General features: G+C 68.2%; 23 protein-coding genes. 7 read left to right on the plus strand and 16 right to left on the minus strand.

The genetic code is table 11. The annotated features are described in order from the left end of the window. Positions 1 to 43: 43 nt before the first annotated feature. Complete coding sequence (locus tag MRBLWO12_RS14850) at positions 44 to 466, plus strand: Fur family transcriptional regulator (RefSeq protein WP_363556788.1); 423 nt, start codon at positions 44 to 46, stop codon at positions 464 to 466. 75 nt (positions 467 to 541) lie between these two features. Further along, positions 542 to 2,008: a catalase gene (locus tag MRBLWO12_RS14855; protein ID WP_363556790.1), complete on the plus strand. Its 1,467-nt coding sequence runs from the start codon at positions 542 to 544 to the stop codon at positions 2,006 to 2,008. Positions 2,009 to 2,175: 167 nt separating this feature from the next. Here MRBLWO12_RS14855 and MRBLWO12_RS14860 read toward each other — a convergent pair whose 3' ends face one another. Next, positions 2,176 to 2,592: a winged helix-turn-helix transcriptional regulator gene (locus tag MRBLWO12_RS14860; protein WP_363556792.1), complete on the minus strand. Its 417-nt coding sequence runs from the start codon at positions 2,590 to 2,592 to the stop codon at positions 2,176 to 2,178. An 86-nt stretch (positions 2,593 to 2,678) separates the two neighbouring features. Here MRBLWO12_RS14860 and MRBLWO12_RS14865 point away from each other — a divergent pair, with 86 nt between their 5' ends. Beyond that, positions 2,679 to 3,044, plus strand: coding sequence for a DoxX family protein (locus MRBLWO12_RS14865; protein ID WP_363556794.1), 366 nt, complete (start codon positions 2,679 to 2,681; stop codon positions 3,042 to 3,044). A gap of 59 nt (positions 3,045 to 3,103) precedes the next feature. Here the strand turns inward: MRBLWO12_RS14865 and MRBLWO12_RS14870 are convergent, their stop codons facing one another. The 6 genes from MRBLWO12_RS14870 to MRBLWO12_RS14895 are packed head-to-tail and all read right to left on the minus strand — an operon-like array spanning position 3,104 to position 9,691. After that, entirely contained in the window at positions 3,104 to 3,826 is a 723-nt protein-coding gene (locus MRBLWO12_RS14870; protein WP_363556796.1) for a FadR/GntR family transcriptional regulator, read from the minus strand. A 15-nt stretch (positions 3,827 to 3,841) separates the two neighbouring features. Continuing rightward, positions 3,842 to 5,284 carry an aldehyde dehydrogenase family protein gene (locus MRBLWO12_RS14875; RefSeq protein WP_363556798.1) on the minus strand — a complete coding sequence of 481 codons (1,443 nt, stop codon included), beginning with the start codon at positions 5,282 to 5,284 and terminating at the stop codon, positions 3,842 to 3,844. Between the two features lies 1 nt (position 5,285). Then, positions 5,286 to 6,671: a glutamine synthetase family protein gene (locus tag MRBLWO12_RS14880; protein WP_363556800.1), complete on the minus strand. Its 1,386-nt coding sequence runs from the start codon at positions 6,669 to 6,671 to the stop codon at positions 5,286 to 5,288. Further along, the gene (locus tag MRBLWO12_RS14885; RefSeq protein WP_363556801.1) at positions 6,656 to 7,420 is read right to left on the minus strand and encodes an SDR family NAD(P)-dependent oxidoreductase; all 765 of its coding nucleotides are present in this window, start codon (positions 7,418 to 7,420) and stop codon (positions 6,656 to 6,658) included. Before MRBLWO12_RS14885 ends, MRBLWO12_RS14880 begins: the two co-directional genes overlap by 16 nt. Then, positions 7,417 to 8,175 (minus strand): gamma-glutamyl-gamma-aminobutyrate hydrolase family protein, encoded by a 759-nt coding sequence (locus MRBLWO12_RS14890; RefSeq protein ID WP_363556803.1) that lies wholly within the window; start codon positions 8,173 to 8,175, stop codon positions 7,417 to 7,419. Before MRBLWO12_RS14890 ends, MRBLWO12_RS14885 begins: the two co-directional genes overlap by 4 nt. 31 nt (positions 8,176 to 8,206) lie before the next feature. Further along, positions 8,207 to 9,691: an APC family permease gene (locus tag MRBLWO12_RS14895; protein ID WP_363556805.1), complete on the minus strand. Its 1,485-nt coding sequence runs from the start codon at positions 9,689 to 9,691 to the stop codon at positions 8,207 to 8,209. 373 nt (positions 9,692 to 10,064) lie between these two features. Here MRBLWO12_RS14895 and MRBLWO12_RS14900 point away from each other — a divergent pair, with 373 nt between their 5' ends. Beyond that, positions 10,065 to 10,874 (plus strand): alpha/beta fold hydrolase, encoded by an 810-nt coding sequence (locus MRBLWO12_RS14900; RefSeq protein WP_414685485.1) that lies wholly within the window; start codon positions 10,065 to 10,067, stop codon positions 10,872 to 10,874. Between the two features lie 182 nt (positions 10,875 to 11,056). On the opposite strand, the gene MRBLWO12_RS14905 is transcribed toward MRBLWO12_RS14900, so the two are convergent. The 5 genes from MRBLWO12_RS14905 to MRBLWO12_RS14925 are packed head-to-tail and all read right to left on the minus strand — an operon-like array spanning position 11,057 to position 15,913. Further along, the gene (locus MRBLWO12_RS14905; protein ID WP_363556809.1) at positions 11,057 to 11,815 is read right to left on the minus strand and encodes an MIP/aquaporin family protein; all 759 of its coding nucleotides are present in this window, start codon (positions 11,813 to 11,815) and stop codon (positions 11,057 to 11,059) included. A gap of 26 nt (positions 11,816 to 11,841) precedes the next feature. Continuing rightward, positions 11,842 to 12,990, minus strand: coding sequence for a glycerol dehydrogenase (locus MRBLWO12_RS14910; protein ID WP_363556811.1), 1,149 nt, complete (start codon positions 12,988 to 12,990; stop codon positions 11,842 to 11,844). A 54-nt stretch (positions 12,991 to 13,044) separates the two neighbouring features. Beyond that, a complete protein-coding gene (locus tag MRBLWO12_RS14915) occupies positions 13,045 to 14,079 on the minus strand; it encodes an NAD(P)-dependent alcohol dehydrogenase (RefSeq protein ID WP_363556813.1) in 1,035 nt (344 codons plus the stop codon). Further along, on the minus strand, positions 14,076 to 14,882 hold the full coding sequence (locus tag MRBLWO12_RS14920; RefSeq protein ID WP_363556815.1) for an iron-sulfur cluster assembly protein: 807 nt from the start codon (positions 14,880 to 14,882) through the stop codon (positions 14,076 to 14,078). Before MRBLWO12_RS14920 ends, MRBLWO12_RS14915 begins: the two co-directional genes overlap by 4 nt. After that, positions 14,879 to 15,913 (minus strand): amidohydrolase family protein, encoded by a 1,035-nt coding sequence (locus MRBLWO12_RS14925; protein WP_363556817.1) that lies wholly within the window; start codon positions 15,911 to 15,913, stop codon positions 14,879 to 14,881. Before MRBLWO12_RS14925 ends, MRBLWO12_RS14920 begins: the two co-directional genes overlap by 4 nt. A 159-nt stretch (positions 15,914 to 16,072) precedes the next feature. Here MRBLWO12_RS14925 and MRBLWO12_RS14930 point away from each other — a divergent pair, with 159 nt between their 5' ends. Next, positions 16,073 to 17,539, plus strand: coding sequence for a GAF domain-containing protein (locus tag MRBLWO12_RS14930; protein WP_363556819.1), 1,467 nt, complete (start codon positions 16,073 to 16,075; stop codon positions 17,537 to 17,539). 83 nt (positions 17,540 to 17,622) lie between these two features. On the opposite strand, the gene msrA is transcribed toward MRBLWO12_RS14930, so the two are convergent. Both msrA and msrB read right to left on the minus strand, forming a co-directional pair. Next, entirely contained in the window at positions 17,623 to 18,171 is a 549-nt protein-coding gene (msrA, locus tag MRBLWO12_RS14935) for a peptide-methionine (S)-S-oxide reductase MsrA (RefSeq protein ID WP_363556821.1), read from the minus strand. After that, complete coding sequence (gene msrB / locus MRBLWO12_RS14940; protein WP_363556824.1) at positions 18,168 to 18,644, minus strand: peptide-methionine (R)-S-oxide reductase MsrB; 477 nt, start codon at positions 18,642 to 18,644, stop codon at positions 18,168 to 18,170. The genes msrA and msrB overlap by 4 nt, the downstream gene beginning before the upstream one ends. A gap of 145 nt (positions 18,645 to 18,789) precedes the next feature. Here msrB and MRBLWO12_RS14945 point away from each other — a divergent pair, with 145 nt between their 5' ends. Both MRBLWO12_RS14945 and MRBLWO12_RS14950 read left to right on the plus strand, forming a co-directional pair. Continuing rightward, positions 18,790 to 19,653 carry a hypothetical protein gene (locus tag MRBLWO12_RS14945; RefSeq protein ID WP_363556826.1) on the plus strand — a complete coding sequence of 288 codons (864 nt, stop codon included), beginning with the start codon at positions 18,790 to 18,792 and terminating at the stop codon, positions 19,651 to 19,653. 80 nt (positions 19,654 to 19,733) lie between these two features. Beyond that, positions 19,734 to 20,651 (plus strand): DUF808 domain-containing protein, encoded by a 918-nt coding sequence (locus MRBLWO12_RS14950; protein WP_363556828.1) that lies wholly within the window; start codon positions 19,734 to 19,736, stop codon positions 20,649 to 20,651. A gap of 20 nt (positions 20,652 to 20,671) precedes the next feature. Here MRBLWO12_RS14950 and MRBLWO12_RS14955 read toward each other — a convergent pair whose 3' ends face one another. Then, on the minus strand, positions 20,672 to 21,370 hold the full coding sequence (locus tag MRBLWO12_RS14955) for a DUF3592 domain-containing protein (RefSeq protein ID WP_363556830.1): 699 nt from the start codon (positions 21,368 to 21,370) through the stop codon (positions 20,672 to 20,674). A gap of 52 nt (positions 21,371 to 21,422) precedes the next feature. Then, positions 21,423 to 22,178 carry an SDR family oxidoreductase gene (locus MRBLWO12_RS14960; RefSeq protein ID WP_363556832.1) on the minus strand — a complete coding sequence of 252 codons (756 nt, stop codon included), beginning with the start codon at positions 22,176 to 22,178 and terminating at the stop codon, positions 21,423 to 21,425. Positions 22,179 to 22,198 lie beyond the last annotated feature (20 nt).

Genomic DNA, 22,198 nt, shown 5'->3' on the forward strand with positions numbered 1-22,198 from the left:
ATCCTTCTTTTGAATCACTCAAAACAACAGGTAGGGTCGAGGCATGGAGACAGAACTCGACTCGGCGCTTCGCGGCGCCGGGCTGCGCGCGACCGCGGGCCGCGTCGCCGTGCTCGAGGCGCTGACCTCCATGGCCCATACGGATGCGGAGCGGCTCTACCGCGCCGTGTCCGAAGTGCTGCCGACCACGTCGATCCAGTCGGTGCACAACATCCTCGCGGACCTGACGACGGCGGGACTCATCCGCCGGATCGAACCGGCAGGCTCCGCAGCCCTCTATGAGCGGCGCATCGGCGACAACCACCACCACGTCGTCTGCACCTCCTGCGGTGCGGTCGGCGATGTGGACTGCGTGGTCGGCGATGCACCGTGCCTCACGCCGTCCTCGGCCGGGGGTTTCACCGTCCAGACAGCCGAAGTCACCTTCTGGGGCCTCTGCCCCAGCTGCCAGAACGCCGCGCAGTAGTCCGACGCGCCCGCCCCATCTCGTCATCCACGAGACAGGGATGCTCGTCGCGCCTGCGCGCAGAAGGAGAAGAACATGACGAATCCTGCCACCAACCAGCCCGCCACCACGACGCAGACCGGCACCCCGGTCGCCAGCGACGCGCACTCGCTCACCGTCGGGGCCGACGGTCCCACCGTGCTCCACGACCGCTACCTGGTCGAGAAGCTCGCCTCGTTCAACCGCGAGCGCGTGCCGGAGCGCAACCCGCACGCCAAGGGCGGCGGCGCGTTCGGAGAGTTCGTCGTGACCGAAGACGTCTCGGCCTACACCCGGGCCGCGGCGTTCCAGCCCGGCGCCACCAGCGAGACGCTGCTGCGGTTCTCGTCGGTCGCCGGCGAGCAGGGCTCCCCCGACACCTGGCGTGATGTGCGCGGCTTCGCCCTGCGCTTCTACACGTCGGAGGGAAACCTCGACATCGTCGGCAACAACACCCCGACGTTCTTCCTGCGCGACGCGATGAAGTTCCCCGACTTCATCCACTCGCAGAAGCGCCTCGGCGACTCGGGTCTGCGCGACGCCGACATGCAGTGGGACTTCTGGACCCTCTCGCCCGAGACCGCCCACCAGGTGACGTACCTCATGGGCGACCGCGGCCTGCCCCGCAGCTGGCGCCACATGAACGGCTACGGCTCGCACACGTATCAGTGGATCAACGCCGAGGGTGAGCGCTTCTGGGTGCAGTACCACTTCCTCTCGAAGCAGGGCGTGGAGGAGATGGGTGCCGACGAGGCGCAGCAGCTCGCCGGATCGGATGCCGACTACTACCGCCGCGACCTGTTCGATGCGATCGACCGCGGCGAGCACCCCTCGTGGGACGTGTACGTGCAGGTCATGCCGTACGACGAGGCGAAGGACTACCGGTTCAACCCGTTCGACCTCACCAAGACCTGGTCGAAGAAGGACTACCCGCGCATCAAGGTGGGTACGTTCACGTTGAACCGCAACCCGCAGAACTTCTTCGCCGAGATCGAGCAGGCCGCGTTCTCGCCCGGGAACCAGGTGCCCGGCACCGGCATCTCCCCCGACAAGATGCTCATGGCGCGCGTGTTCGCGTACTCCGACGCCCAGCGCTACCGGATCGGTGCGAACTACAACCAGCTGCCCGTGAACCAGGCGCACGCCGCCGAGACGCGCAACTACATGCACGAGGGTCAGATGCAGTACCGGCACAACGACGCCGCGCACCGCGTCTACACGCCGCACTCCTTCGGGGCGGCCGGCGGCCCGGTGGCCGACCCGGTCGCGGGGGTCGAGGCGAGCTGGGAGTCCGACGGCGAGCTGATGCGCGCGGCCGCGACCCTCCACCTCGACGACGATGACTTCGGTCAGGCGGGCACGCTCTACCGCACGGTCTTCGACGACGCGCAGCGGGCCCGGTTCCTCGAGACCCTCACCGGCCAGGGGCGCTCGATCACGATCGACGTCATCCGCGAGCGCTTCTTCCAGTACTGGACGAACGTGGATGCCGCTCTCGGCGAGGCCCTGCGCGCGCAGGTCTGAGTCGAGGCTCGATCAGCCTCACGGCTGCCCCCACCGAGACCCACCGCTCCCGCCCAGGCCCACCACCCCGCGCGTCGCAGGTGGTGGGTCTCGGCGGGAGTGGTGGGTTTCGGCGCACGGCAACCGCGCGCGCTGCTCCCGGCGCGCGGCCGGGGCGGGAGTGCGCGCTAGGAGTGCGCGGCGTCGTAGCGGGCGCGGGAGTCCTCGATCGCGGCGTGGTTCGCAAGCGCCCAGTCGCCGATGGTGCGGGCCATCGGGATGAGCGTGGCGCCGAGGTCGGTGAGCTCGTACTCCACCCGCGGCGGCACCTCGGCGTAGGCGGTGCGCGTGACCAGACCATCACGCTCGAGCTGGCGGAGCGTCAGCGTCAGCATCCGCTGGGAGATACCGGGGATGTGCTTCAGGAGCTCCGTGAACCGCAGCCGGTCTCCGCGCAGCGTGGCGATGACGAGCAGAGACCACTTGTCGCCGACCCGGTCGAGCACCTCGCGGATCGCGCGACCCGCGTTCTCATCGAGCGAGCAGGAACTCTCGTAGCCCGGGAACCCGGCAACGTTGCGCTCGTCGATGTGGGTCAGTGACATCGGTGTGCCTTTTGCAGCCGCCATCCGCATGCTCCATTCTTGGTTACTGATCGTAACAAAGTCACAGAACAGAACCTAGGAGTTCCATGCTCATCGCCCTCTGGATCGTCAACGGCCTGCTGGCCCTCGCCATGCTGGGCGGAGGCGGCATGAAGCTCGTCACGCCGAAGTCCACACTCGCCGAGCGGGGTATGGCCTGGACCGAAGACTTCTCGGCACCGGTGGTCAAGCTCATCGCCGGCCTCGAGGTCGTCGGCGCCATCGGTCTGATCCTGCCCCTGCTGACCGGGATCGCCCCGATCCTCACCCCGCTCGCAGGCACCGGCCTCGCGATCATCATGATCGGGGCGACCATCGTCCACGTGCGCCGCAAGGAGCCCTTCGCTCCTGCACTGGTGCTCGCGCTGCTGGCCATCGCGAGCGCGGTGCTCGGCTTCCTCGTCGTCGCCTGAGGCTCAGCGCGTCGGGTGGCGGGCGTGGTTCACGCTCGCTGCCCGGCGGGATCCGCGGGTCAGAGATCGACGACCCTGGCGAACTCCTCGCTCGTCGTGCGCAGATGGGCGCGCATCGCTGCGGCAGCACCCTCGGCGTCGCCCCGGCGCACGGCGTCCAGGATCTTCTCGTGCGCTCCCCAGCTCGACTCCTTGACGAACTCGAAGCTCATCAGGTCGACGGACTCGAACATGCGCACCCGCGCCTCTTCCACGGCATCCCGCACCAGGGCATTCCGCGACGCTTCTGCGAGAGCGATGTGGAAGTCGGTGTCGGCGATGCGGGAGTCCGCCTTGGTCTCGGACTCGGCGAGATCGCGCTGAGCGAGCTCCATCGCCTCGAGGTCGTCGTCGGTGCGCCGAGTCGCGGCGAGCGCAGCCCCGCCCGACTCCACGATCACGCGGAACTCCGTAAGCTCGCCGATCTCCGCCGAGCGCGTGCGCACCTCCTCGCGGATCAGGCGCGGATCCAGCGCGGCATCCTGCACGATGGCACCGCCCGATGCTCCTCGGGAGATCACGATCTGGCCGCTGCCCTCCAGGATGCGCAGCGCCTGCCGCAGCGTCTCTCGGGCGACGCCCAGCTGCTCGGCGAGGCGTCGCTCCGGCGGCAGGCGGTCACCGGGACGGATGCGACCGAGCGCCATCTCGCGGCGCAGGAACCCCACCACGGCCTGATACCCCGACACGGGTTGCAGCACAGCGCGGGAGAAGTCGCGGTGCGCCTCGTCGCGCTCGCCCATGCGTACTCCGTCCGCCTAGAGGGGGAGACCCGGCCTGTCCACGCCCACGATCTGCTTCCCCACGAAGAAGTCAAGCACATCGTCGTCGCCGTGGCCCCCGAGTCCGCTGGCACCGAAGAAGCTCTGCGCCGACTGCGGAGACATGTCGAGAACGCTCGTGCCGTTCACCTTGACCTCGCCCGCGATGAGCCGCGTACCCAGAGCGGCAGCGGCCGCTTCATCCTCACCGAAGACGTAGCCGGCGAGGCCGACCTGACCGGTGTTGGCGATGCGCACGGCTTCGTCCTCGTCGCGGTAGCCACCGACCTGGAGCATGGGCCCGAACACCTCGTCGGCGAGCCCGGGGCCGTCGAGCACCGCCACGCTCGGCGCGAAGAACCAGCCGCCCTGCGGCACGCCATCGACGCGGTGGACCTCCGCCCCCTGCTGCACGAGGCGGTCACGCTGCTCCTCCAGCTCGGTGCGGCGCGCGGCGAACGCCACCGGCCCCACCTCCGTCGCCTCGTCCAGACTCGACCCGATCACCCGGCGTCCGAACTCCTCGGCCAGCAGCGCGGCGAGCTCGTTCCTGCGCGCACGGTCGACGAGTACGCGCCGCGGCGCCTCACACCACTGACCGGAGAGCTTCAACACGCCATCCGCCAGCGCCTTCGCCGCCGCAGGGAGATCCGCATCGGCACGCACGATCGCGGCGTTGTTCGAGCCCAGTTCGAGCTGCAACCGGGCGAAGCGCGCCGCGGCCGTCGCGGCGATCGCCCTGCCGGTGGGCGTGGAGCCGGTCATCGAGATCGCCGCGATGCGCTGATCGGCCACCAGCCGTCGTCCGACACCGCCGCTCCCCTGCACCAGGCTGACGACGCCGTCGGGGATGCCGACCGCGTGCGCACCCTCCAGCAGCAGCTGGGCGCTCCACGGTGAGAACGACGACGGCTTGAGCACCACGACAGCACCGGCGGCGAGCGCGAACGCGGTCTTCTTCACCGCCATCGCCGACGGCGCGTTCCACGGCAGGATGAGGGCGGTCGGCCCCCAGGGGACACGGTGCAGCCGCACGTCGCCCTGCTCTGCGGGGAGCGCGCGGGAGTCCTGAACCGCGACGGCCCGACGCCCCGCATCGCGCAGCGTGGCGCCGTTCGCCCCGCCGAAGAGCCTCGTGACGGAGATCGGGACCCCGCTGTTGAGCGCGTCGAGCCGAGCGATCTCCTCGGCACGGGCATCGATCCACTCGGCCAGTGCATCGAGCAGCTCCGCCCGACGCTCAGGCGCCAGTCCCCGCCAGCGCCGATCGTCGTGCGCCGCCTGCGCGGCATCCACGGCACGATCCACCTGGCCGGTCGAGCTCGACAGGGAAGGAGCGAGCACCTCCCCCGTGTTGGGGTCGTGCAGCCAGGAGCCGTCAGATTCGGGGCTCTCCTCGGCGACGCCGCCGATCCAGGTGCGCAGAGCGGGGTACGTCATGTCAGATCCGATCGAAGTAGCGGTGCAGGTCCCAGTCGGTCACCCGAGACATGAACGTCGTCCACTCGTGCTCGAGCAGTACCTGCTGGTGCGAGATGAGGTCGGGCGTGAGGAGTTCACGGACGAGGCTGCTCGCGCCGAACAGTTCGGCGGCACGGCGGGGGTCGGTCGGCATCGCCCCGTCGCCCGCGAGCTCGTATGCACTCCCGCGCACGGGGTCGCCGAGCTCGGCTCCCCTGGCCATGCCGTCGCGCGCCGAGGCGAGCACGCCGGTGAGCGTGAAGTACGGGTTCGTGTCGGCACCGGGGAGCCGGAACTCGAAGCGAAGCGCCGACGGGGTGTGTCCCACCACCCGCACCGTCGTGGTGCGGTTGTCGAAGCCCCAGGTGCGCCCACTACCCGCGACGTCGGTGGAGTTGCTACGGCGATACGCGTTCACGGTCGGGGCGTACCAGGCCATGAACGCCGGAGCGTGCTCCAGTGCGCCGGCGATCGCCGACCGCATCCGCGGACTCAGATGCTCGGGGTCATCCTCGTCCCAGAACGCCTCCGTGCCGTCTTCGCCGAGGAACGACACGTGCACATGACAGGAGGAGCCGGGCTGGTCGTTCAGCGGGCGGGCCATGAACGTCGCCGACATGCCGGCGCGCGCCGCGGTGTCGCGCACCGCGAGCTTGTACAGGGCGTGCCGGTCGGCCATCTCCAGCGGGTCACCGTAGGTGAACGTCATCTCCCACTGCCCGAGCCCCCATTCGCTCTGCGCGGCTTCGACGAGGATGCCGCTGGCCCGCAGGTCGGCCCGCAGCTTCTGGAAGAACGGCTCGTACAGGTTCCCCTCGTGGATCATGAAGTCCGAGGGGGTGAGCGTGGTCGGATCCAGATCGCGGAATCCCGATTTGCGCAGCTCGCGGGGGTCGTTGCGGAACAGGTAGAACTCCAGCTCCGTGCCCACCTGCGGAGTGAGCCCGATTTCGCGGATGCGAGCGAGCTCCTGCTTGAGGATCACGCGGGGCGAGAGCGGCAGCGGTTCCTTGGTGTGCACGTCGACCGGATCGGCGAGGCAGATCGCGACGCCGTCGAGCCAGGCGGCAGGGCGCAGGGTCTCCAGGTCGGGGATCAGCGTCACATCCGGCACTCCGTTGTGCATCCCGCAGACCGCGAACTTGTTGGCGTCGATCAGCTCGAGACCCTGATCGATGTCCCACGCCCAGGCGCAGGTGCAGATGTCGACGCCGTTCGCGACGACCCGACCGAATCCCTCGACGGGGATGCGGCGGCCGACCAGACGTCCCTGCATGTCGGGCGTCGCCACGATGACGGTGCGGATGCCTGCGGCCTCGAGATCGTCGGGCGCGAGCCGCACGTCGTCGATCATCGCGTCAGCCACCCTCCGTCGACGGGCAGCTGGATGCCGTCGATCCAGGCGGCCTCGTCGCTGAGCAGCCAGGAGACCGCCGAGGCGATGTCGGAGGGCAGACCCACGCGCGGCACCAGCAGGCGCTGCTTCATGAACTCCAGGCCCTCGGCGCTCGTGACGCTCTCGTAATCGAAGAAGTCGGTGGCGATCGGACCCGGTGCCACGCAGTTCACGCGGATGTTCTTCGACGCGAGTTCGACGGCGAGAGCCTTGGTCAGCATCGGCACTCCGGCCTTGCTGGCGTTGTAGTGCGGCTGCGCCGTGCCGGTGCTGGTGACGACGACCAGCGCTTCGACGGTCGAGAGGTTCACGATCGCGCCGCCTCCGGACTCCGCGATCAGCGGGGCGACCTCCTGGGCGACCAGGAACTGCCCCTTCAGGTTGATGTCGAAGACGAAGTCCCACGCCTCTTCCGTGAGGGTCTCGAACGAGTGCTCCGTGACCACGCCGGCGTTGTTCACGAGCAGGTGCAGCGCACCCCAGGATTCACGTGCGACATCGACCGCGGCGCGGATCTGCTCACGCGAACGCACGTCGACCTTCGCCGCGAGCGCCGTGCCGCCGGCCGCCTCGATCAGTGCGACCGTCTCCGCCGCCCCGTCGAGCGATACGTCGGTGACGAGCACGCGCGCGCCCTCCGATGCCAGACGGAGTGCGGTCTCGCGTCCGATTCCCGACCCTGCCCCGGTGAGGAAGGCGTTCTTGTCTGCATGTCTCATTTCGTCTCCTTGCTCTTCGTCGAGTACTGGACGGCCTGCTCCACGAGCCAGCCGAAGACGGGGTCTCCCCCGAAGGTCTCCGGGTGCCACTGCACTCCGATCGCGGGAACGCCGCTGACCTCGATGGCCTCGATGATCCCGTCCGGCGCGGTTCCGGTGACCACGATGCCGTCACCGGGCACATCGACGGCCTGGTGATGGAAGGAGTTCACGCGTGTCGTCTCACCGTAGAGGGCCTGCGCGACGCTCCCCGGAGTGGTGTGCACATCATGCACGCGGTGGGCCCGCGGGTAGGCGTAGGAACCGTGCGACTCACCCTCGCCGAGCGGGAGGTGCTGATGCAGCGTTCCTCCCCGCACGACGTTGAGCAGTTGCGCCCCTCGACAGATGCCGAGCACGGGGACGCCGCTCGCGATTCCCGCCGCGATGAGCGCCGACTCGAACTCGTCCCGCTCGGGATCGATCAGGAACGTGTGCGGACCGGGGGCCTGTCCGTAGCGACGCGGATCCACGTCGTCGCCGCCCGAGATCACGATCCCGTCGAGGCGCGCGACGAACTCCTCGGGCGCAGCATCCATCGGCAGGTGCACCGGCAAGCCGCCGGCCCTGACGACCGAGGTCGCGTACTCGCTCATGTACGCCTCCAACGGGGCATCGACGAAGCCGTGGGGCGCTCCGACGATGCCGGCAGACTTGCGCCGTCCGGTGATCCCGATGAGCGGTGGGTGCGGTGTGCGGGTAGTGATGATGTCCATCCTTCGTGGAGAGCGGGCGGGTGTCGAGATCTCAGGCGTTCTCGTCGAAACGGCGGGCGATCTGGGCGTAGGACTCCGGGGTCTTCCGGCGCATGATCGCAGCCTGGACGAGTCCGGCGATGGGGGCGAGCACGACCACAGCGACGAGCGTGATGCTGATCGGTCCCCACGCTGGCGCGCCCGTCTCATCGACGTCGCTCACCAGCAGCGGGAAGTTGGCGGCGATGAGCACGGCCGAGACCGCGAGACCGAGGAACCCGAGACCCGGAGCGATCACGGTGTGCCAGGGGCTGCGCAGCACGCGATGGCGGGCGAAGTAGACGATCACCGCGAGGCAGGTCACGGCCATCAGGATGACGATCGCCAGGGTTCCGATGCCCGCGAACCAGGAGAAGATGTTCTCCGGCGCGAAGCCGATGAGGGCCAGGATGACGATCGCGAGACCTGATGTCACCACCTGCACGATCGAGGCCACGTGCGGCGAGCCGTGCCGGGTGTGCACGCTGCCGACGCGGTCGGGCAGGAGCCGCGCGTTCGCCATGGCGTGGTGATAGCGGGTCAGCACGTTGTGCAGCGAGAGCACGGCCGCGAACATGCTCCCCAGGAAGAGCAGCGCCACGATGACCGAACCCACCGGCCCGAGGTACTGCTCGGTGACGCGGGTGATCAGCGTGGTCGGATCCGCCGCTGCTTCCTCGACGATCGAGCCTTCTCCGACGCCGACCACGATCGTCCACGAGGCGAAGGCGTAGAAGAGGCCGATCACGATCGCCGACGCGTAGGTGGCGCGCGGGATGGTCCGCTCCGGGGTGCGCACCTCATCGCGGTAGACCACGGTCGATTCGAAACCGATGAAGCTCGCGATCGCGAACATGAGTCCGAGTGCCGGGGCCCCGGAGAGGATGTTCTGCAGCACGAACGTGCCGAAGGTGACCCCGTCGGCGCCACCCGTGGCGAGGATGACGACGCCGAGCAGGACCACGATGCCGATCTCGGCCAGCAGCACGACGACGAGCACGCGGGAGCTGAGCTCGATGCGCCGATACCCGAGGCTGCCGACGATGGCGACGTTGGCGAGCGTGAGCAGCCACCACGGGATCTCGGGTCCGCCCAGCAGCACGATGCTCGAGCTGATGGTCGCACCGAGGTAGGAGAAGACGGCGATCTGCACGGTCGTGTAACAGACCAGCGCGAGATAGGCGGTCGCGAGGCCCGGTGTGCGACCGAGTCCGTGGGTGGCGAAGACGAAGAACGAACCGGCCTTGGGCAGGTAGCGGCTCATCGCGGTGAGGCCCACGGAGAAGAGCAGCAGGATGACGGTGGCCACGAGGAACATGACCGGGAAACCGATCCCGTTGCCGATCAGGTAGCCGATCGGCACGAGGCCGCCGACCACGGTGAGGGGAGCTGCGGCCGCGATCACCATGAAGGTGACGGCCACCGCCCCGAGGTTTCCTCGCAGGTCGCGATCCCGTGTCGTTCCCGCGCTCTGCGACGTCGTTGTCGAAGCATCCATGTGAACCATCCTTTGCGGATTGGGCTAATGGTCTACTTTCTAGTCCATTAGCCCAATGCAGCACAAGGGGTCGACGGAAATCGCTCTGCGACGACGGTGTGCGGCCGGTCGACGATCCGCGGACGGAACGACGAATCGCGGACGAATCGGGCAGATTTCCTCCGCGATTCGTCACCCCCTCCGCGATTCGTCGGGCTGCTGTCGGCGTCCGCGCCGGCCGCCGCCGCGGTGGCGAGGTGCGCGGCATCCGCAGCGCGCAGCCCGTAAGAGACGGCGAGAGCAAGCGCGAGCCTCGCTGTCACGTGATCGAACGGTCGAAGATCGAGGCGGCACATATGTCCGGAAGGCCCTGGCCCCGCATCAGAGGGCCAGAATGGATGCCGTGGCTGTTCCTCTCTCCGACCTCACCCGCATGCCCGAACCGCAGCAGGTCTACGCGGCTGACGGCACTCGGCTCGCCACGTACACCTGGGGTGAACTCGACGCCCCTGTCGCCGTCACGGTGCACGGCTTCGCGTCGAGCGCCCGCGACAACTGGGTGCTCACCGGGTGGGTGCGCGAACTGACGAACGCCGGGTACCGCGTGCTCGCTCTCGATCAGCGCGGGCACGGACACAGCGAGAAGCCGCACCAGCCCGAGGACTACAGCATCCGCACGCTCGTCACCGACGTCGAATCCGTCATGGACGCCTACCTCGTCGACGACGCCGTCTACATCGGCTACTCCCTCGGCGCCCGCGTGGGGTGGGAAGTCGTGCGCGACCTGCCGCAGCGCATCGGCAGGGCGGTGCTCGGCGGCGTGCCGGACGGCATCCCCCTCGCCCGCCTCGACCTCGATCAGGTGCGCGCTTACATCGCCGACGGCACCCCGGTCAGCGACACCACGACGCAGAACTACATCGCCCTCACCGAGCGCGTGCCCGGCAACGACTTGAGCGCCCTGGTCGCTCTCGCCGAGGGCATGCGGTCGTCCGGGGCGATCGACCCCGACCCCGCGGATGCTCCGACCCGCCCGATCCTGTTCGCGACCGGATCGAAGGACGCCATCATCGAAGGCTCGCGTGCCCTGGCATCCGCCGCGCCCGACGCCCGCTTCTTCGAGATCCCGAACCGGAACCACTTCAACGCCCCCGGCTCGCGCGACTTCAAGGAAGCGGCGCTGGAGTTCCTCGGCGAGCGCTGACGCGGCCGTTCGACAAGCTCAGGGCCCCAGAACCCTGGGTTGCTGAGCCTGTCGAAGCGCCCGCCCTCCCGTCCCGAAGGAGATCGCGCGGAATGACGGAGCGGATGCCGTATCCGCTCCGTCATTCCGTGCGATCACCTGCATTCCGCGGGTCGCCCGGTGTGCGCGGGGGCCCTGAGTCGTCAGTTGATGATCGGCAGGAGGATCGTCGATGCCCATCCGGCGAGACAGCCGCCGAGGATCGGACCGACGATCGGCACCCATGAGTACGCCCAGTCCGAAGACCCCTTGCCCTTGATCGGCACGAGAGCGTGGACGATGCGGGGGCCGAGGTCACGCGCCGGGTTGATCGCGTAGCCCGTCGGGCCTCCGAGCGAGGCACCGATGCCGATCACCAACAGCGCCACCGGGAGAGCGCCGAGGGCCGCGAGCCCCGATGCGTCGCCATTGCGGCCGAACCCCAGCACGACGAAGACCAGCACGAAGGTCGCGATGACCTCTGTGGCAAGGTTGGTGCCGTAGCTGCGGATGGCGGGACCCGTCGAGAACACCGCGAGCTTGCTGCCCGCTTCCGGTTCGGCGTCGAAGTGCTGCCGGTAGACCACCCACGCGAGGAACGCGCCGACGATCGCGCCGAGCATCTGCGCCCCGACGTATGTCGCGATCGTGAGGAGGTTCACCGGCACACCGGGCACGAACTCGGTCGCACCGCTCGAGACGATACCCAGGGTGACAGCGGGGTTCAGATGCGCACCAGACCGGTACGCGACGATGACGCCGGCGAAGACCGCGATTCCCCACCCGATGTTGATGAGCAGGAAACCGCCCGCGTGCCCCTTGGCCTTCGCGAGCACGACGTTGGCGACCACACCACAGCCGAGCAGGATGAGGATGGCGGTCCCGACGATCTCAGAAACGAATACTCCAGTGAGAGTGTCCATGATCCCGTTCTCTTCGTCAGCGCCGGTCAGTGGCGCGCGATGTAGGCGACGGGTTCAGGGAGCTTCGCCTCGGCCCGCACGCGACGGGAGAGCCGCTCGATGGACTTGAGAGCGGCGACGACCTCGGCGGGACGCACTTCGAAAGGCATGCTGTGGATGGTCTCACCCGGGACCGTGGCGAGCTCGGCGACCTGGGTCAGTTCCACGGAGTCCGCATCCAGACCGATCTCCGTCAGAGTCGTGGGCAGACCGACCCGGGTGGTGAACTCGATGAAGTCGCGGATGTCGGAGCTCGGGGCCCCCTCCATCACAAGCTGCGTCACGGATCCGATGTTGACCTTCTGTCCGTGCGCGAGCCCGTGCGTCTGCGGAGCGGCCGTGAGCCCGTTGTGGATAGCGTGTGCGGCGGCCAGACCGCCGGATTCGAATCCGAGCCCGGACAGCAGGGTGTTCGCCTCGATGACCTTCTCCACGGCTGGGGTGACGACGTGGTCGCGCACCGCATCCAGCGCCGGCAGCGCGTTCTCCCACAGCACGTCCCAGCTCAGTCTCGCCAGGGCGGTGCCGGTCTCGGTCGGAAGACCGCCGGCCATGGTGTTCGAGTGCGAGCGAGAGGTGGCTCGTGCTTCCAGCCACGTCGCCAAGGCGTCGCCGACACCGGCCGCCAGGAACGCGGCGGGCGCGTTGGCGATCAGCTGGGAGTCGACGAGGACCAGGTCGGGGTTGCGGGGGAAGAATCGGTACTCCTCGAACGCACCGTCTTCGGTGTAGACGACCGCGAGCGCAGAGGTCGGCGCATCCGTCGAGGCGACGGACGGGACGGTCACCCATCGGATACCGGCGAGGTGACCGGCCGACTTCACTGCATCGATCGTGCTGCCTCCGCCGACCGCGACGACGACGTCGGAGCCAGCTTCCTCGATGATCGCGACGAGTCTGTTGATCTCGATCGCGCTGGGGATGCCGTTGAACTTCTCCCGGCGCGCGGGGAGACCGGCGCCGGCGAGTGACGCCTCGACGTCATGACCGACGAAACCCCAGACGACGTCGTCTGCCACGATCAAGGGGGTGGTGCCGATGGGGGCGAGATATTCACCGAGACGGGTGATCGCTCCGGGGCCTTGAACGTAGCGTCCGGGGCTGATGACGGTGCGGATGGGAAGGGCAGTGGACATGTTCTTTCCTCACAGGGTTGATGAGTGCGGCGTCGTTGCCGCGGGATAGATGGGTCAGGGAACCAGGATTGCTCGTCCGCGCACGCGGCCGGCGTTCAGGTCGTCGATCGCCTGCTGGAATTCATCGAGCGGATACTTCACGGTGTGCAGCGTCACGAGTCCGCGCGCGGCCAGCACCATCAGCTCCGTGAGATCGGTGTAGCTGCCGACCAGGTTGCCGATGAAGTTGATCTCCGCCGAGATGATGTCGATCGTCGGCACGTCGATGTTCTCGCCGTAGCCCACGACGTAGTAGTCGCCGGCGGGGCGCAGCATCTTCACACCGTCCGATGTCGAGCCGCCTTCACCGACGAAGTCGATGACCGCCTCAGCCCCCACGCCTCCGGTGAGCCGGAGCACGGCCTCGACATGTGAGCCGTCGGCGATGACCGTGTGGTCCGCACCGAGCGCGGAGGCCAGTTCGAGCGCTGCGGCGCTGCGGTCGATCACGATCAGCTCCGACGCCGTGAGCGCCTTGAGCACCTGGATCCCGATGTGTCCGAGTCCACCCGCGCCGATGACGACGCACCGGTCAGCGGGGCCCAGCGTGCGCGCCGCCTTCGCGGCCGCGTGGTACGCGGTGAGTCCTGCGTCTGCGAGCGCCGCGACGTCGGCGGGCTCGAGCGCATCCGCGATGCGCACGACGCTGCGGGCGGAGGTCTTGAGGTACTCCGCGTATCCGCCGTGCGTGTCGATCCCGGGGAAGGCGCTCTGCTCGCAGTGCACATCGTCACCCGAGCGGCACGCTCGGCACAGTCCGCACGTGATCAGCGGATGCACGATGACCTTGTCGCCGACGGCGACGTTCGTGACGGCGCTGCCGATCGCATCGACCCAGCCGGCATTCTCGTGACCGATCGTGTACGGCAACGCGACGCCCGACTTCTGCTCCCACTGTCCTTCGAGGATGTGCAGATCCGTGCGGCACACTCCCGCGCCACCGACCCGCACGATCACGTCGTACGGTTGCACGACCTCGGGCTTTGCCACCTCCGCCATCTGGAGGTCGTGGTGGTATCCGATGACCTGAACGGCCTTCATCGTGCTCATGCGATCTTCTTTCCCGTGTTTCGGATGACGGTGGAGAGCGGGAAGAACGCCTCTTCCGCGCGGGGCGCCTGATCCGCTTCCGCACCGGGGTAGCGGGTGGCGAGCAGGCCTCGGCAGAAGTGCGCATTGCCTTCGATCGAGATGCGGGTCGCCCGCGCCCGGCGCAGCGCCAATGCAGCGGCTGCCGAGGTGACGGGGACGCCGCGCTCGTCGACCAGCACCAGCGCAGACCCTTCTATCCCCAACCCGATGGCGGATCGTCGCCGGATCAGAGCGGCCTTCGCGTCGTCATCGGGGAGGTCCCCGAGAGTGATCGCCGCGATCTCCTCCTCCGCTGCATCCGGAAGGCCACGGAGCAGGGCGGTCAGTGCCCGTTCCATCGCGGCGACATGCGCCTTGCGCTGAAAAGTGCGACGCAGGTCATCGAGGTCGCTCTCCGCCTCGTGCAGGAAAGTGCCCCGGTATCCGGCATCCGCCGCCAGGCCCACGTTGATGATGTCGGAGTCGTGATGATCATCGAGCTCGACGACGACGACACCCGACTCAGGAAGCGCCGTCACCGCGTCCTTGGCATCTGAGGCCATGAGATACGCGAAGTTCGGGGCGCAGAACGAGGTGGGCAGGCGCAGATGCACCTCGATCCCCTCATCTGTGAACTGCACGGACCGGACGAATCCGAGATCGGTGATCGGCTCGTCGAGCTCGGGGTCGATCACCGCGTCGAGGGCACGCAGCACGTCGCTCTCCGTGAGCGCGAGCAGCTGCGGCCGCTCGATGACCGTGTGAGCGGTTGCGGACGTCATGCCGTCACCAGGTCCGCCCCACGGGGCCCGGTCGCGGTCTCGTCGGCTGCGGGCAGCTGAAGCTCCGCAGGAACAGGGATCCCGTACATCTTCGCGGCGTTCAGACCCAGGATCTTCCGCTTCTGATCGAGCGTGATCTGCGGATACTCGGTCATGTCCTCAGGAATCTGGAAGTCGACGAACGCCTCGATCAGCCACCGCGGTGTCCACAGCGCATAGTCCGACGAGAACTGGATGCGGTCCTCGCCGATCCAGTACAGGAGCTCCCCGATGATCTGAGCGAAGTACCGCGGTCGGGTGTGGATGAAAGGCATCGCGACGGCGAGCCCGCCATGCACATTGGGCTCCTGTGTGGCGATCCAGCAGAAGTCCTCGAGCCGTGGCAGCCCGACGTGTTCGACGATGAAGTTCAGGTCGGTGAAGTCGGTCGCCGCGTGGTCCACATCCGCGACGTCGAAGGCGTCGCGGTCGAGCGGACGGATGGTCGGCCCCTTGTGCACGTGGATGTTGCGGATGCCGAGTTCGCGGCACACCTCGAAATAGCGATACGCCCAAGGGTCGTCGAGCTTCCACCCGCGCGAGTCGCCGTTCCATTCGGCGGTGTAGAGCTTGACTCCCTGCAGGCCGAACCGCTCGGCATCCGCCCGCAGGCGATCGAGACCGGCTTCGCCGTTGCGCGGATCGAAGTTGTGGTTGTAGGTGAGCTTGTCCGGGTGGGCCTGCGCCAGGGCGAACGCCTCGTCGGTCTGCCCGAATCCGCGGTGGTAGAACTCACCGAGTCGAGCCGGCTGGAAGATCGCGTGGTCGACGTATCCATCCGTGAAGAGGTCCTTCATGAACCGCTCGCCGCCCTGGTAGAGGTACTCCTCGTACGACCACTTCTCCGAATCCGGCGAGAGGTTGGCGTGATAGTCGTAGAAGCAGTCGATGAACTGCTTGCCGTGGATGTTGCGCTGGTTCTCGGGTCGCGCGTCCCACAGCGCCACGTGCGCATCGACGATGAAGAAACTCTCGCCATTCTTCTGATACATGTTTGCTCCTTTGCCGCATGTAAGGAATCCCATTTCCTGGCGCAACGATATGCGGGTGCCGACCGTCCAGGACCGCCGGTCCGTCTCACTTTGAGATCGGCAGGGAGACACCGGGCGCAGCGGCGTAAGCTGACGCCACGAACAACTGCGAAGGCGCTGATGGACGCTCACGATCTACCCGCTCGTGCGCAGGTGGACAACACCGCGCTCCGTGACGTTCCGCCGCGCCTGATGGCCTCCTGGCAGCGCAGCCAGACCTACGGCATCTCGCTCGAAGCGATCAACCCCGTCTTCTCCGGCACCTACGACGACGAGTCGCTGTTCTACGAGTGCGGGCGTCAGATCCTCGCCGACCTGCACAGCACGCTCTCCGCGGAGCCTGTGGGGCTGATGCTGACCGACGCCGACGGACTCGTGCTCAACCGGATCAGCGGCGACACCGCACTCCTGCAAGCTCTCGACCAGGTGCATCTCGCTCCGGGTTTCACCTACTCGGAGCGAGAAGTCGGAACCAACGGTCTCGGACTGGCGCTGGCTGATCGGGTGCCGTCGCTGGTGCGAGCGGATGACCACTACACGCTGAGCCTCTGCGGATACACCTGCGCCGCCGCACCTGTCTTCGACCCGCAGAGCGGGCGGCTGGAAGGCGCAATCAACCTCACCACCTGGTCCGATGCCCGGCCCGATCTGCTGCTCGCACTGGCCCAATCCGCGGCGACCTCGACGGCGAATCTGATGCTGGCGCGCGGTCAGGGGCATCGACCGCGTCGGGTGTCCCGTGGCCACGTGTTCCGTGTCGAGGCGGTCCAGCCGGAACCCGGGAGTGCCTCCGTGCACGCGCTGTCAGACGCCTGGAACAATGCCGTCGCGCAAGCGGCCGCAGCGGTGAAGGCCGGCCGCACCGTCGCCGCCGTCGGCGAGTGGGGATCCGGACGAGCCACCGTCCTCGCGCAGGCGCAGCGGATCGCACACCCGCGCGACCGCCTCCTCGCCGTGCGTGCGCCGGAACCGCACGACATCGACACCTGGCTGTCGCTCTGGACGCCGGAGCTCAGCCATGCCGACACCGGAGTCGTGGTCTGCAACGTCGACGAACTACCGGACAGGGCAGCCCACGAGCTTCACGACCTGCTGGTGAGCGCACACGCGAAGACCGGGAGAAGCCATACGATCTCCGCCGAGCGATTCGATGAGATCCCGACGCCCCTCGCCGAGCTGGTGGACACCGTCGTCCACGTCCCGTCCCTGCGCGAACGTCCCGACGACATCCTTCCCCTTGCCGAGGCTCTCGCGCGACGCGCTCGAGGAAGGCCGATCGACTTCACCCCCGCGGCGGTGCGGATACTCGTCGACTACGCCTGGCCGGGGAACGTCGCAGAGCTCTACGCCGCGGTGAAGGAGGCAGCGATTCGCACCGACACCATCGACGCACAGCATCTTCCTCCGGAGATGCTGGCGCGCAGCGCACACCTGCCCCGCATCCGGGCGTTCGAACGCGAAGAGATGGTGAGAGTTCTCACCCGCCCTGGTGCGACGATCGAGAACGCCGCACGTGAGCTGGGGATGAGCCGCGCGACCATCTACCGCAAGCTCGCGCAGTACGGCATCCAGCTTCCCCGCCACTAGGACGGCCGAACGCCGACCTGCCCCTCGACAAGCTCAGGGACCCAGAACCCTGGGTTGCTGAGCCTGTCGAAGCAGCCGGACGGTCAGACCGCCGCGCTCTCCTCGCGCTTCGGGAGCACCCATCCCGCGCGCGGGAAGTGGCAGGTGTAGCCGTTCGGATACTTGATCAGGTAGTCCTGGTGCTCTTCCTCGGCCTCCCAGAACGGCCCCACGGGCTCGATCGTGGTGACGGCCTTGCCCGGCCAGAGACCCGAGGCGTCGACGTCGGCGATCGTGTCGCGCGCCACGGTCTCCTGCTCGGGGCTGAGCGGGAAGATCGCGGAACGGTAGCTCGATCCGATGTCGTTTCCCTGACGGTCCTTGGTCGAGGGGTCGTGGATCTGGAAGAAGAACGCCAGGATGTCGCGGTACGTGGTCTTGGTCGGATCGAACACGATCTCGACCGCCTCGGCGTGACCCGGGTGGTTGCGGTACGTCGCATGCGCGTTCGAGCCGCCGGTGTAGCCGACCCGGGTGCCGAGCACTCCGGGCTGGCGGCGGATCAGGTCTTCCATGCCCCAGAAACAGCCGCCGGCGAGCACGGCGGTCTCGGCTCCGGGGGTGCGGGTGATGGTTCCGGTGTCGTCGGTCATGACTGCTCCTCGGCGTTGTCGGTGGTCTGGTGTGTGAAGAGGGCGCTGTAGCGACCGTACCCTTCCTCCTCGAGCCGGTCGGCCGGCACGAAGCGAAGAGCGGCGGAGTTCATGCAGTACCGCAATCCTCCCGCGTCTCGGGGTCCGTCGTCGAAGACGTGCCCGAGGTGGCTGTCGGCACCGGTCGAGCGCGCCTCGGTGCGCGTCATGAACAGCTTCCGATCGGTGCGGGTCGTGACGGCATCCGGCTCGATGGGCTTGGTGAAGCTCGGCCATCCGGTGCCGCTGTCGAACTTGTCGATCGAGGTGAACAGGGGCTGGCCGGAGACGACGTCGACGTAGATGCCGTCTTCATGGTTGTTCCAGTACGCATTGCGGAAGGGGGGCTCGGTGCCGTCCTCCTGCGTGACCTCGTACTGCAGGTGGGTGAGGTCGCTGACGGCCTCGGAAGTCTTGCGGTAGTCGTTCGACACGATCTGTCTCCTTGTCTGACGCGGCTGGCTGCAGCGTCTGATGATCACAACCAGCGGGGCGTCCGTTTTGGTCCCGCAGGGCTGGGAGCGCGCTGTGAGTTTCTGCGGACCACCCGAACGCCCCGAACATGAGACGATGCCGGGGATGGATGCCGTTGACGAAGAACTCCGCACGCTACGAGCACGTGCCTACGGTCCGCACGCCGACATCACGGACGATCCGGCGGCCGTCCGGCGCCTTCATGAGCTCGAGGGCCTCCGCGCTGCGCGCCGCGCGGAGACGATGAGCGCGGATGCCGCATCGCCGGTGGCGGTCGACGTCGTGCCGGTGGACGAGCGGATGCCGGATGAGCTCACCCCTGGCCTCTCCGACCTCGACGCGCTGTTCCCGGTAGTGCCGGAGCTTCCCTCGTCGACAGAGCTTCCCGCGTCGCCGCAGCTTCCCGCGTCGGCAGAGCATCCTGTCGCCGCAGAGGAGACGACCACGCCGCAGGAGCCCGCCGGTCCGCGTCGCTACCGACGCCGCGCGCTGTGGATCACCGCCGTGGCCGCGGCAGCGCTGAGCGCCGGCGTCACGTACGCCGTGGTCTCATTCGCCCCGGTCTCGGCATCGTCCGGGGCTCCGCAGATCTCCACGTTGCCCCCCACCAACGCGATCGAGGTTCCGGTGGGGTTCATCGGAGCCGCGGAGGACTCTCCTGTCTTCGAGTTCCACGGCATGACGCTCTTCGTGGGCGGAGGGTTCGGCGGCGCGGCTGCCCCCGGGGCTGCCTGCCTTCTCGCGCTCGACACCGATCAGATCCCGGCCGTCGCCGACTTCGACTCTTCCGGATGGAGCATCGACGGGAACGTCTACAGTGGCTGCGGCGTCGGCGCATTCCCTGCGACGGTCGAGGTTCCGATCACCGCCGAAGCGCCCGGCGATCTCACGGCGGCCTTCCCCGACGGCACCGCACTGCAGTTCGTGCTCGATGGCGACCGGGTCGGCGTCTTCCTCGACAGCGAGTAGCCGACACCTCCGCCGACACCGCCGCCGACACACGATGTGGATATAGTTTCTCGTCTGCACATTGAACCTGGGGGACGCACATGTCGGTTGGTCTGCTCGCCGTCGTCGACGACATCCTGAGCGCGGCGATGAAGGCTTCGGCCAAGGCCGCAGGCGTCGTGATCGATGACGCCGCCGTCACGCCGCAGTACGTGCAGGGCATCACTCCCGCACGCGAACTGCCCGTGGTCGCGAAGATCGCGGTCGGATCACTGGCGAACAAGTTCGTCATCATCATCCCGATCGCCCTGCTCCTCACCGCCTTCGCGCCGTGGGTGCTGCCATACCTGCTGATCCTGGGCGGTGCGTACCTCTGCTTCGAAGGCGCCGAGAAGGTGCTCGAATGGTTCGGCGTGCAGCACGGCCACGCAGAAGAAGGCGACCGCAACGAGAACAAGCTGGTGTGGGGCGCGGTGCGCACCGACCTGATCCTCTCGACCGAGATCATGCTCATCTCGCTCGCGAACCTCGAGGCCGGCCTCGACATCTGGACGACCCTCGCAATCCTGGCCGTCATCGCGCTCATCATGACCGGTGTCGTCTACGGCGCCGTCGCGCTGCTGGTGAAGATCGACGACATCGGCCTCAAGATGGCCAAGAACCCGGTGCAGCGCGTGCGACACACCGGCACCCGGATCGTGCGCTCGATGCCTGCAGTCTTCCGCTTCATCAGCGTCCTCGGCACCGTCGCCATGCTCTGGGTCGGCGGCCACCTGCTGCTCGTGAACCTCGGCGAGGTCGGCCTGCACTTCGGTGCCGATGTGCTGCACGGCATCGAGCACCTGCTCGAGCCGCTCGGACCGGTGATCGTCTGGATCGGCGACACCCTGTTCTCGGCCGTCGCCGGACTCGTGGCCGGGATGATCATCGTCGGCATCGTGCTGGGCGTCGCGCGGATGCTGGGCAAGAAGCCGAACTTCCACGAGGGCGAGGAGTCCCCCGCCGACGTGCACGTCTGAGCGGACACGTCACCGGGGCGTCAGAGCCGTCGGCGCACGACGATCTTCTTCTCGTCGCCCGGGTTCATCCGGTCGTACCAGACATCGACCCGCTCGCCCTCGACGATCGGCGCGGTCACATCGATGACCGCCGGGCGCTGCACGAACCGCTGCGTCCCCTGCGCATCGACGAACGCGTAGGTCACCGCCGTCAGGATCCTGCTCGAGTCGCCGAAGTGTGTGTACCCCTGGTTCGTCACGACGCCCTCGACAGGGTCGGACTCACGCATGAGCCTCTCCTCGGTGTCGAGCCGTACTGTGCGGCGACGCAGCGCGGCGACGGCGGCCACGGCGAACACGACACCGATGCCGATCAGCACGCTGGCCAGCACGACCCTCATGCTCACCGACAGGACGGCGATCCCCGCGCCGCCGAACCCGAGAGCCAACGGCGCCGCCCATCCCGGAAGTCGGCGGTTCTTGATCGAGAGCCGCAGCCAGAGGAAGAACCCTCCGAGGGTCGCGAGGGCACCGAGCGTGGTGCCGCCGGCGCCCAGAAGCAGCCGGACCGTGCTCTGGGCGACATCGCCGTCCCCCGGCTCCCCTGCCATCGACATGAGCGATCCGACCAGGATCGCGGGGCCGACGAAGGCGAGTATGCCGGGCAGGATGAGGTCCTTCCCGGCAGGAACTCGGGCGGCGCGTGCGCGGCGGGCGGCATCGGGATCGACGGTGCTCATGCGTCCATCAGAGCACACCGAGCCCCGCGCGCTCCAGAGCCCGTGCGCCTTCTCACACCCGGACGTGGTCTGCGCTGCGCAGCCATTCGTCGAAGGTGATCTTGCCCCGGAGCGCATCCGCCCCTCCGCGCAGCGAGCCTGACGCGAGCCCCCGGCCGTAGGCACCGGGGAGCCGGATGTCGAGCACCCGGCGGTGGATGCCGTCGAACGCGAGCTGCCGTCGAGCCACGTCAGCGAGTGTCTCATCGCGCGGTCCGACCAGGTCGGGCGCCCGACCGACCGCTCCGGTCTCAGCGACCCGCACGAGGTGCGCGGCGACTTCGCGGGCCGCGACCGGCCGCATGAGCGTGCGGGGCATCGGCGCGAACGGTCCGCTCACCAGGCCGAGGATCTGCCCCGCGAACTCGTGGAACTGGCCCGCCCGGGCGATCGTGAACGGCACGGGTCCTGCGGCGACGGCCCGCTCCTGGGCGAGCTTTCCCGCGTAGTACGAGGTGTCGATGTCGTCGATCCCGACGATCGACAGCACGACGTGATGACCGACGCCGGCCTGCCGCTCGGCTGCGAGCAGGTGGTGCGCCGCGGTCTCGAAGAAGCGCCTCGACTTCTTCGCCGAGAGCGTGGTGGCGAGGTTGGTGACGTCGATGACGGCATCCGCTCCGGCGAGCGCAGCGGCGAGCCCCCTGCCCGTGAGGACATCTGCGCCGTTCGCCCTGCTGAGCACGACGACCTCGTGACCGGCTGCGCGCGCGGACTCCGTGACGTGGCGCCCGACGGTTCCGGTTCCTCCTGCGATGGCGATCCTCATGGGGTTCCCTTCGTTCGGGG

The sequence above is a fragment of the Microbacterium sp. LWO12-1.2 genome (genome assembly GCF_040675875.1).
In the GTDB taxonomy this organism is placed as follows: domain Bacteria; phylum Actinomycetota; class Actinomycetes; order Actinomycetales; family Microbacteriaceae; genus Microbacterium.

Bases quoted from the DNA above. Each gene is read 5' to 3' on its own strand.
- MRBLWO12_RS14850 (WP_363556788.1), top strand. From the start codon at position 44: ATGGAGACAGAACTCGACTCGGCGCTTCGCGGCGCCGGGCTGCGCGCG.
- MRBLWO12_RS14855 (WP_363556790.1), top strand. From the start codon at position 542: ATGACGAATCCTGCCACCAACCAGCCCGCCACCACGACGCAGACCGGC.
- MRBLWO12_RS14860 (WP_363556792.1), bottom strand. From the start codon at position 2,592: ATGTCACTGACCCACATCGACGAGCGCAACGTTGCCGGGTTCCCGGGC.
- MRBLWO12_RS14865 (WP_363556794.1), top strand. From the start codon at position 2,679: ATGCTCATCGCCCTCTGGATCGTCAACGGCCTGCTGGCCCTCGCCATG.
- MRBLWO12_RS14870 (WP_363556796.1), bottom strand. From the start codon at position 3,826: ATGGGCGAGCGCGACGAGGCGCACCGCGACTTCTCCCGCGCTGTGCTG.
- MRBLWO12_RS14875 (WP_363556798.1), bottom strand. From the start codon at position 5,284: ATGACGTACCCCGCTCTGCGCACCTGGATCGGCGGCGTCGCCGAGGAG.
- MRBLWO12_RS14885 (WP_363556801.1), bottom strand. From the start codon at position 7,420: ATGAGACATGCAGACAAGAACGCCTTCCTCACCGGGGCAGGGTCGGGA.
- MRBLWO12_RS14890 (WP_363556803.1), bottom strand. From the start codon at position 8,175: ATGGACATCATCACTACCCGCACACCGCACCCACCGCTCATCGGGATC.
- MRBLWO12_RS14895 (WP_363556805.1), bottom strand. From the start codon at position 9,691: ATGGATGCTTCGACAACGACGTCGCAGAGCGCGGGAACGACACGGGAT.
- MRBLWO12_RS14900 (WP_414685485.1), top strand. From the start codon at position 10,065: ATGGATGCCGTGGCTGTTCCTCTCTCCGACCTCACCCGCATGCCCGAA.
- MRBLWO12_RS14905 (WP_363556809.1), bottom strand. From the start codon at position 11,815: ATGGACACTCTCACTGGAGTATTCGTTTCTGAGATCGTCGGGACCGCC.
- MRBLWO12_RS14910 (WP_363556811.1), bottom strand. From the start codon at position 12,990: ATGTCCACTGCCCTTCCCATCCGCACCGTCATCAGCCCCGGACGCTAC.
- MRBLWO12_RS14915 (WP_363556813.1), bottom strand. From the start codon at position 14,079: ATGAGCACGATGAAGGCCGTTCAGGTCATCGGATACCACCACGACCTC.
- MRBLWO12_RS14920 (WP_363556815.1), bottom strand. From the start codon at position 14,882: ATGACGTCCGCAACCGCTCACACGGTCATCGAGCGGCCGCAGCTGCTC.
- MRBLWO12_RS14925 (WP_363556817.1), bottom strand. From the start codon at position 15,913: ATGTATCAGAAGAATGGCGAGAGTTTCTTCATCGTCGATGCGCACGTG.
- MRBLWO12_RS14930 (WP_363556819.1), top strand. From the start codon at position 16,073: ATGGACGCTCACGATCTACCCGCTCGTGCGCAGGTGGACAACACCGCG.
- msrA (WP_363556821.1), bottom strand. From the start codon at position 18,171: ATGACCGACGACACCGGAACCATCACCCGCACCCCCGGAGCCGAGACC.
- MRBLWO12_RS14945 (WP_363556826.1), top strand. From the start codon at position 18,790: ATGGATGCCGTTGACGAAGAACTCCGCACGCTACGAGCACGTGCCTAC.
- MRBLWO12_RS14950 (WP_363556828.1), top strand. From the start codon at position 19,734: ATGTCGGTTGGTCTGCTCGCCGTCGTCGACGACATCCTGAGCGCGGCG.
- MRBLWO12_RS14955 (WP_363556830.1), bottom strand. From the start codon at position 21,370: ATGAGCACCGTCGATCCCGATGCCGCCCGCCGCGCACGCGCCGCCCGA.
- MRBLWO12_RS14960 (WP_363556832.1), bottom strand. From the start codon at position 22,178: ATGAGGATCGCCATCGCAGGAGGAACCGGAACCGTCGGGCGCCACGTC.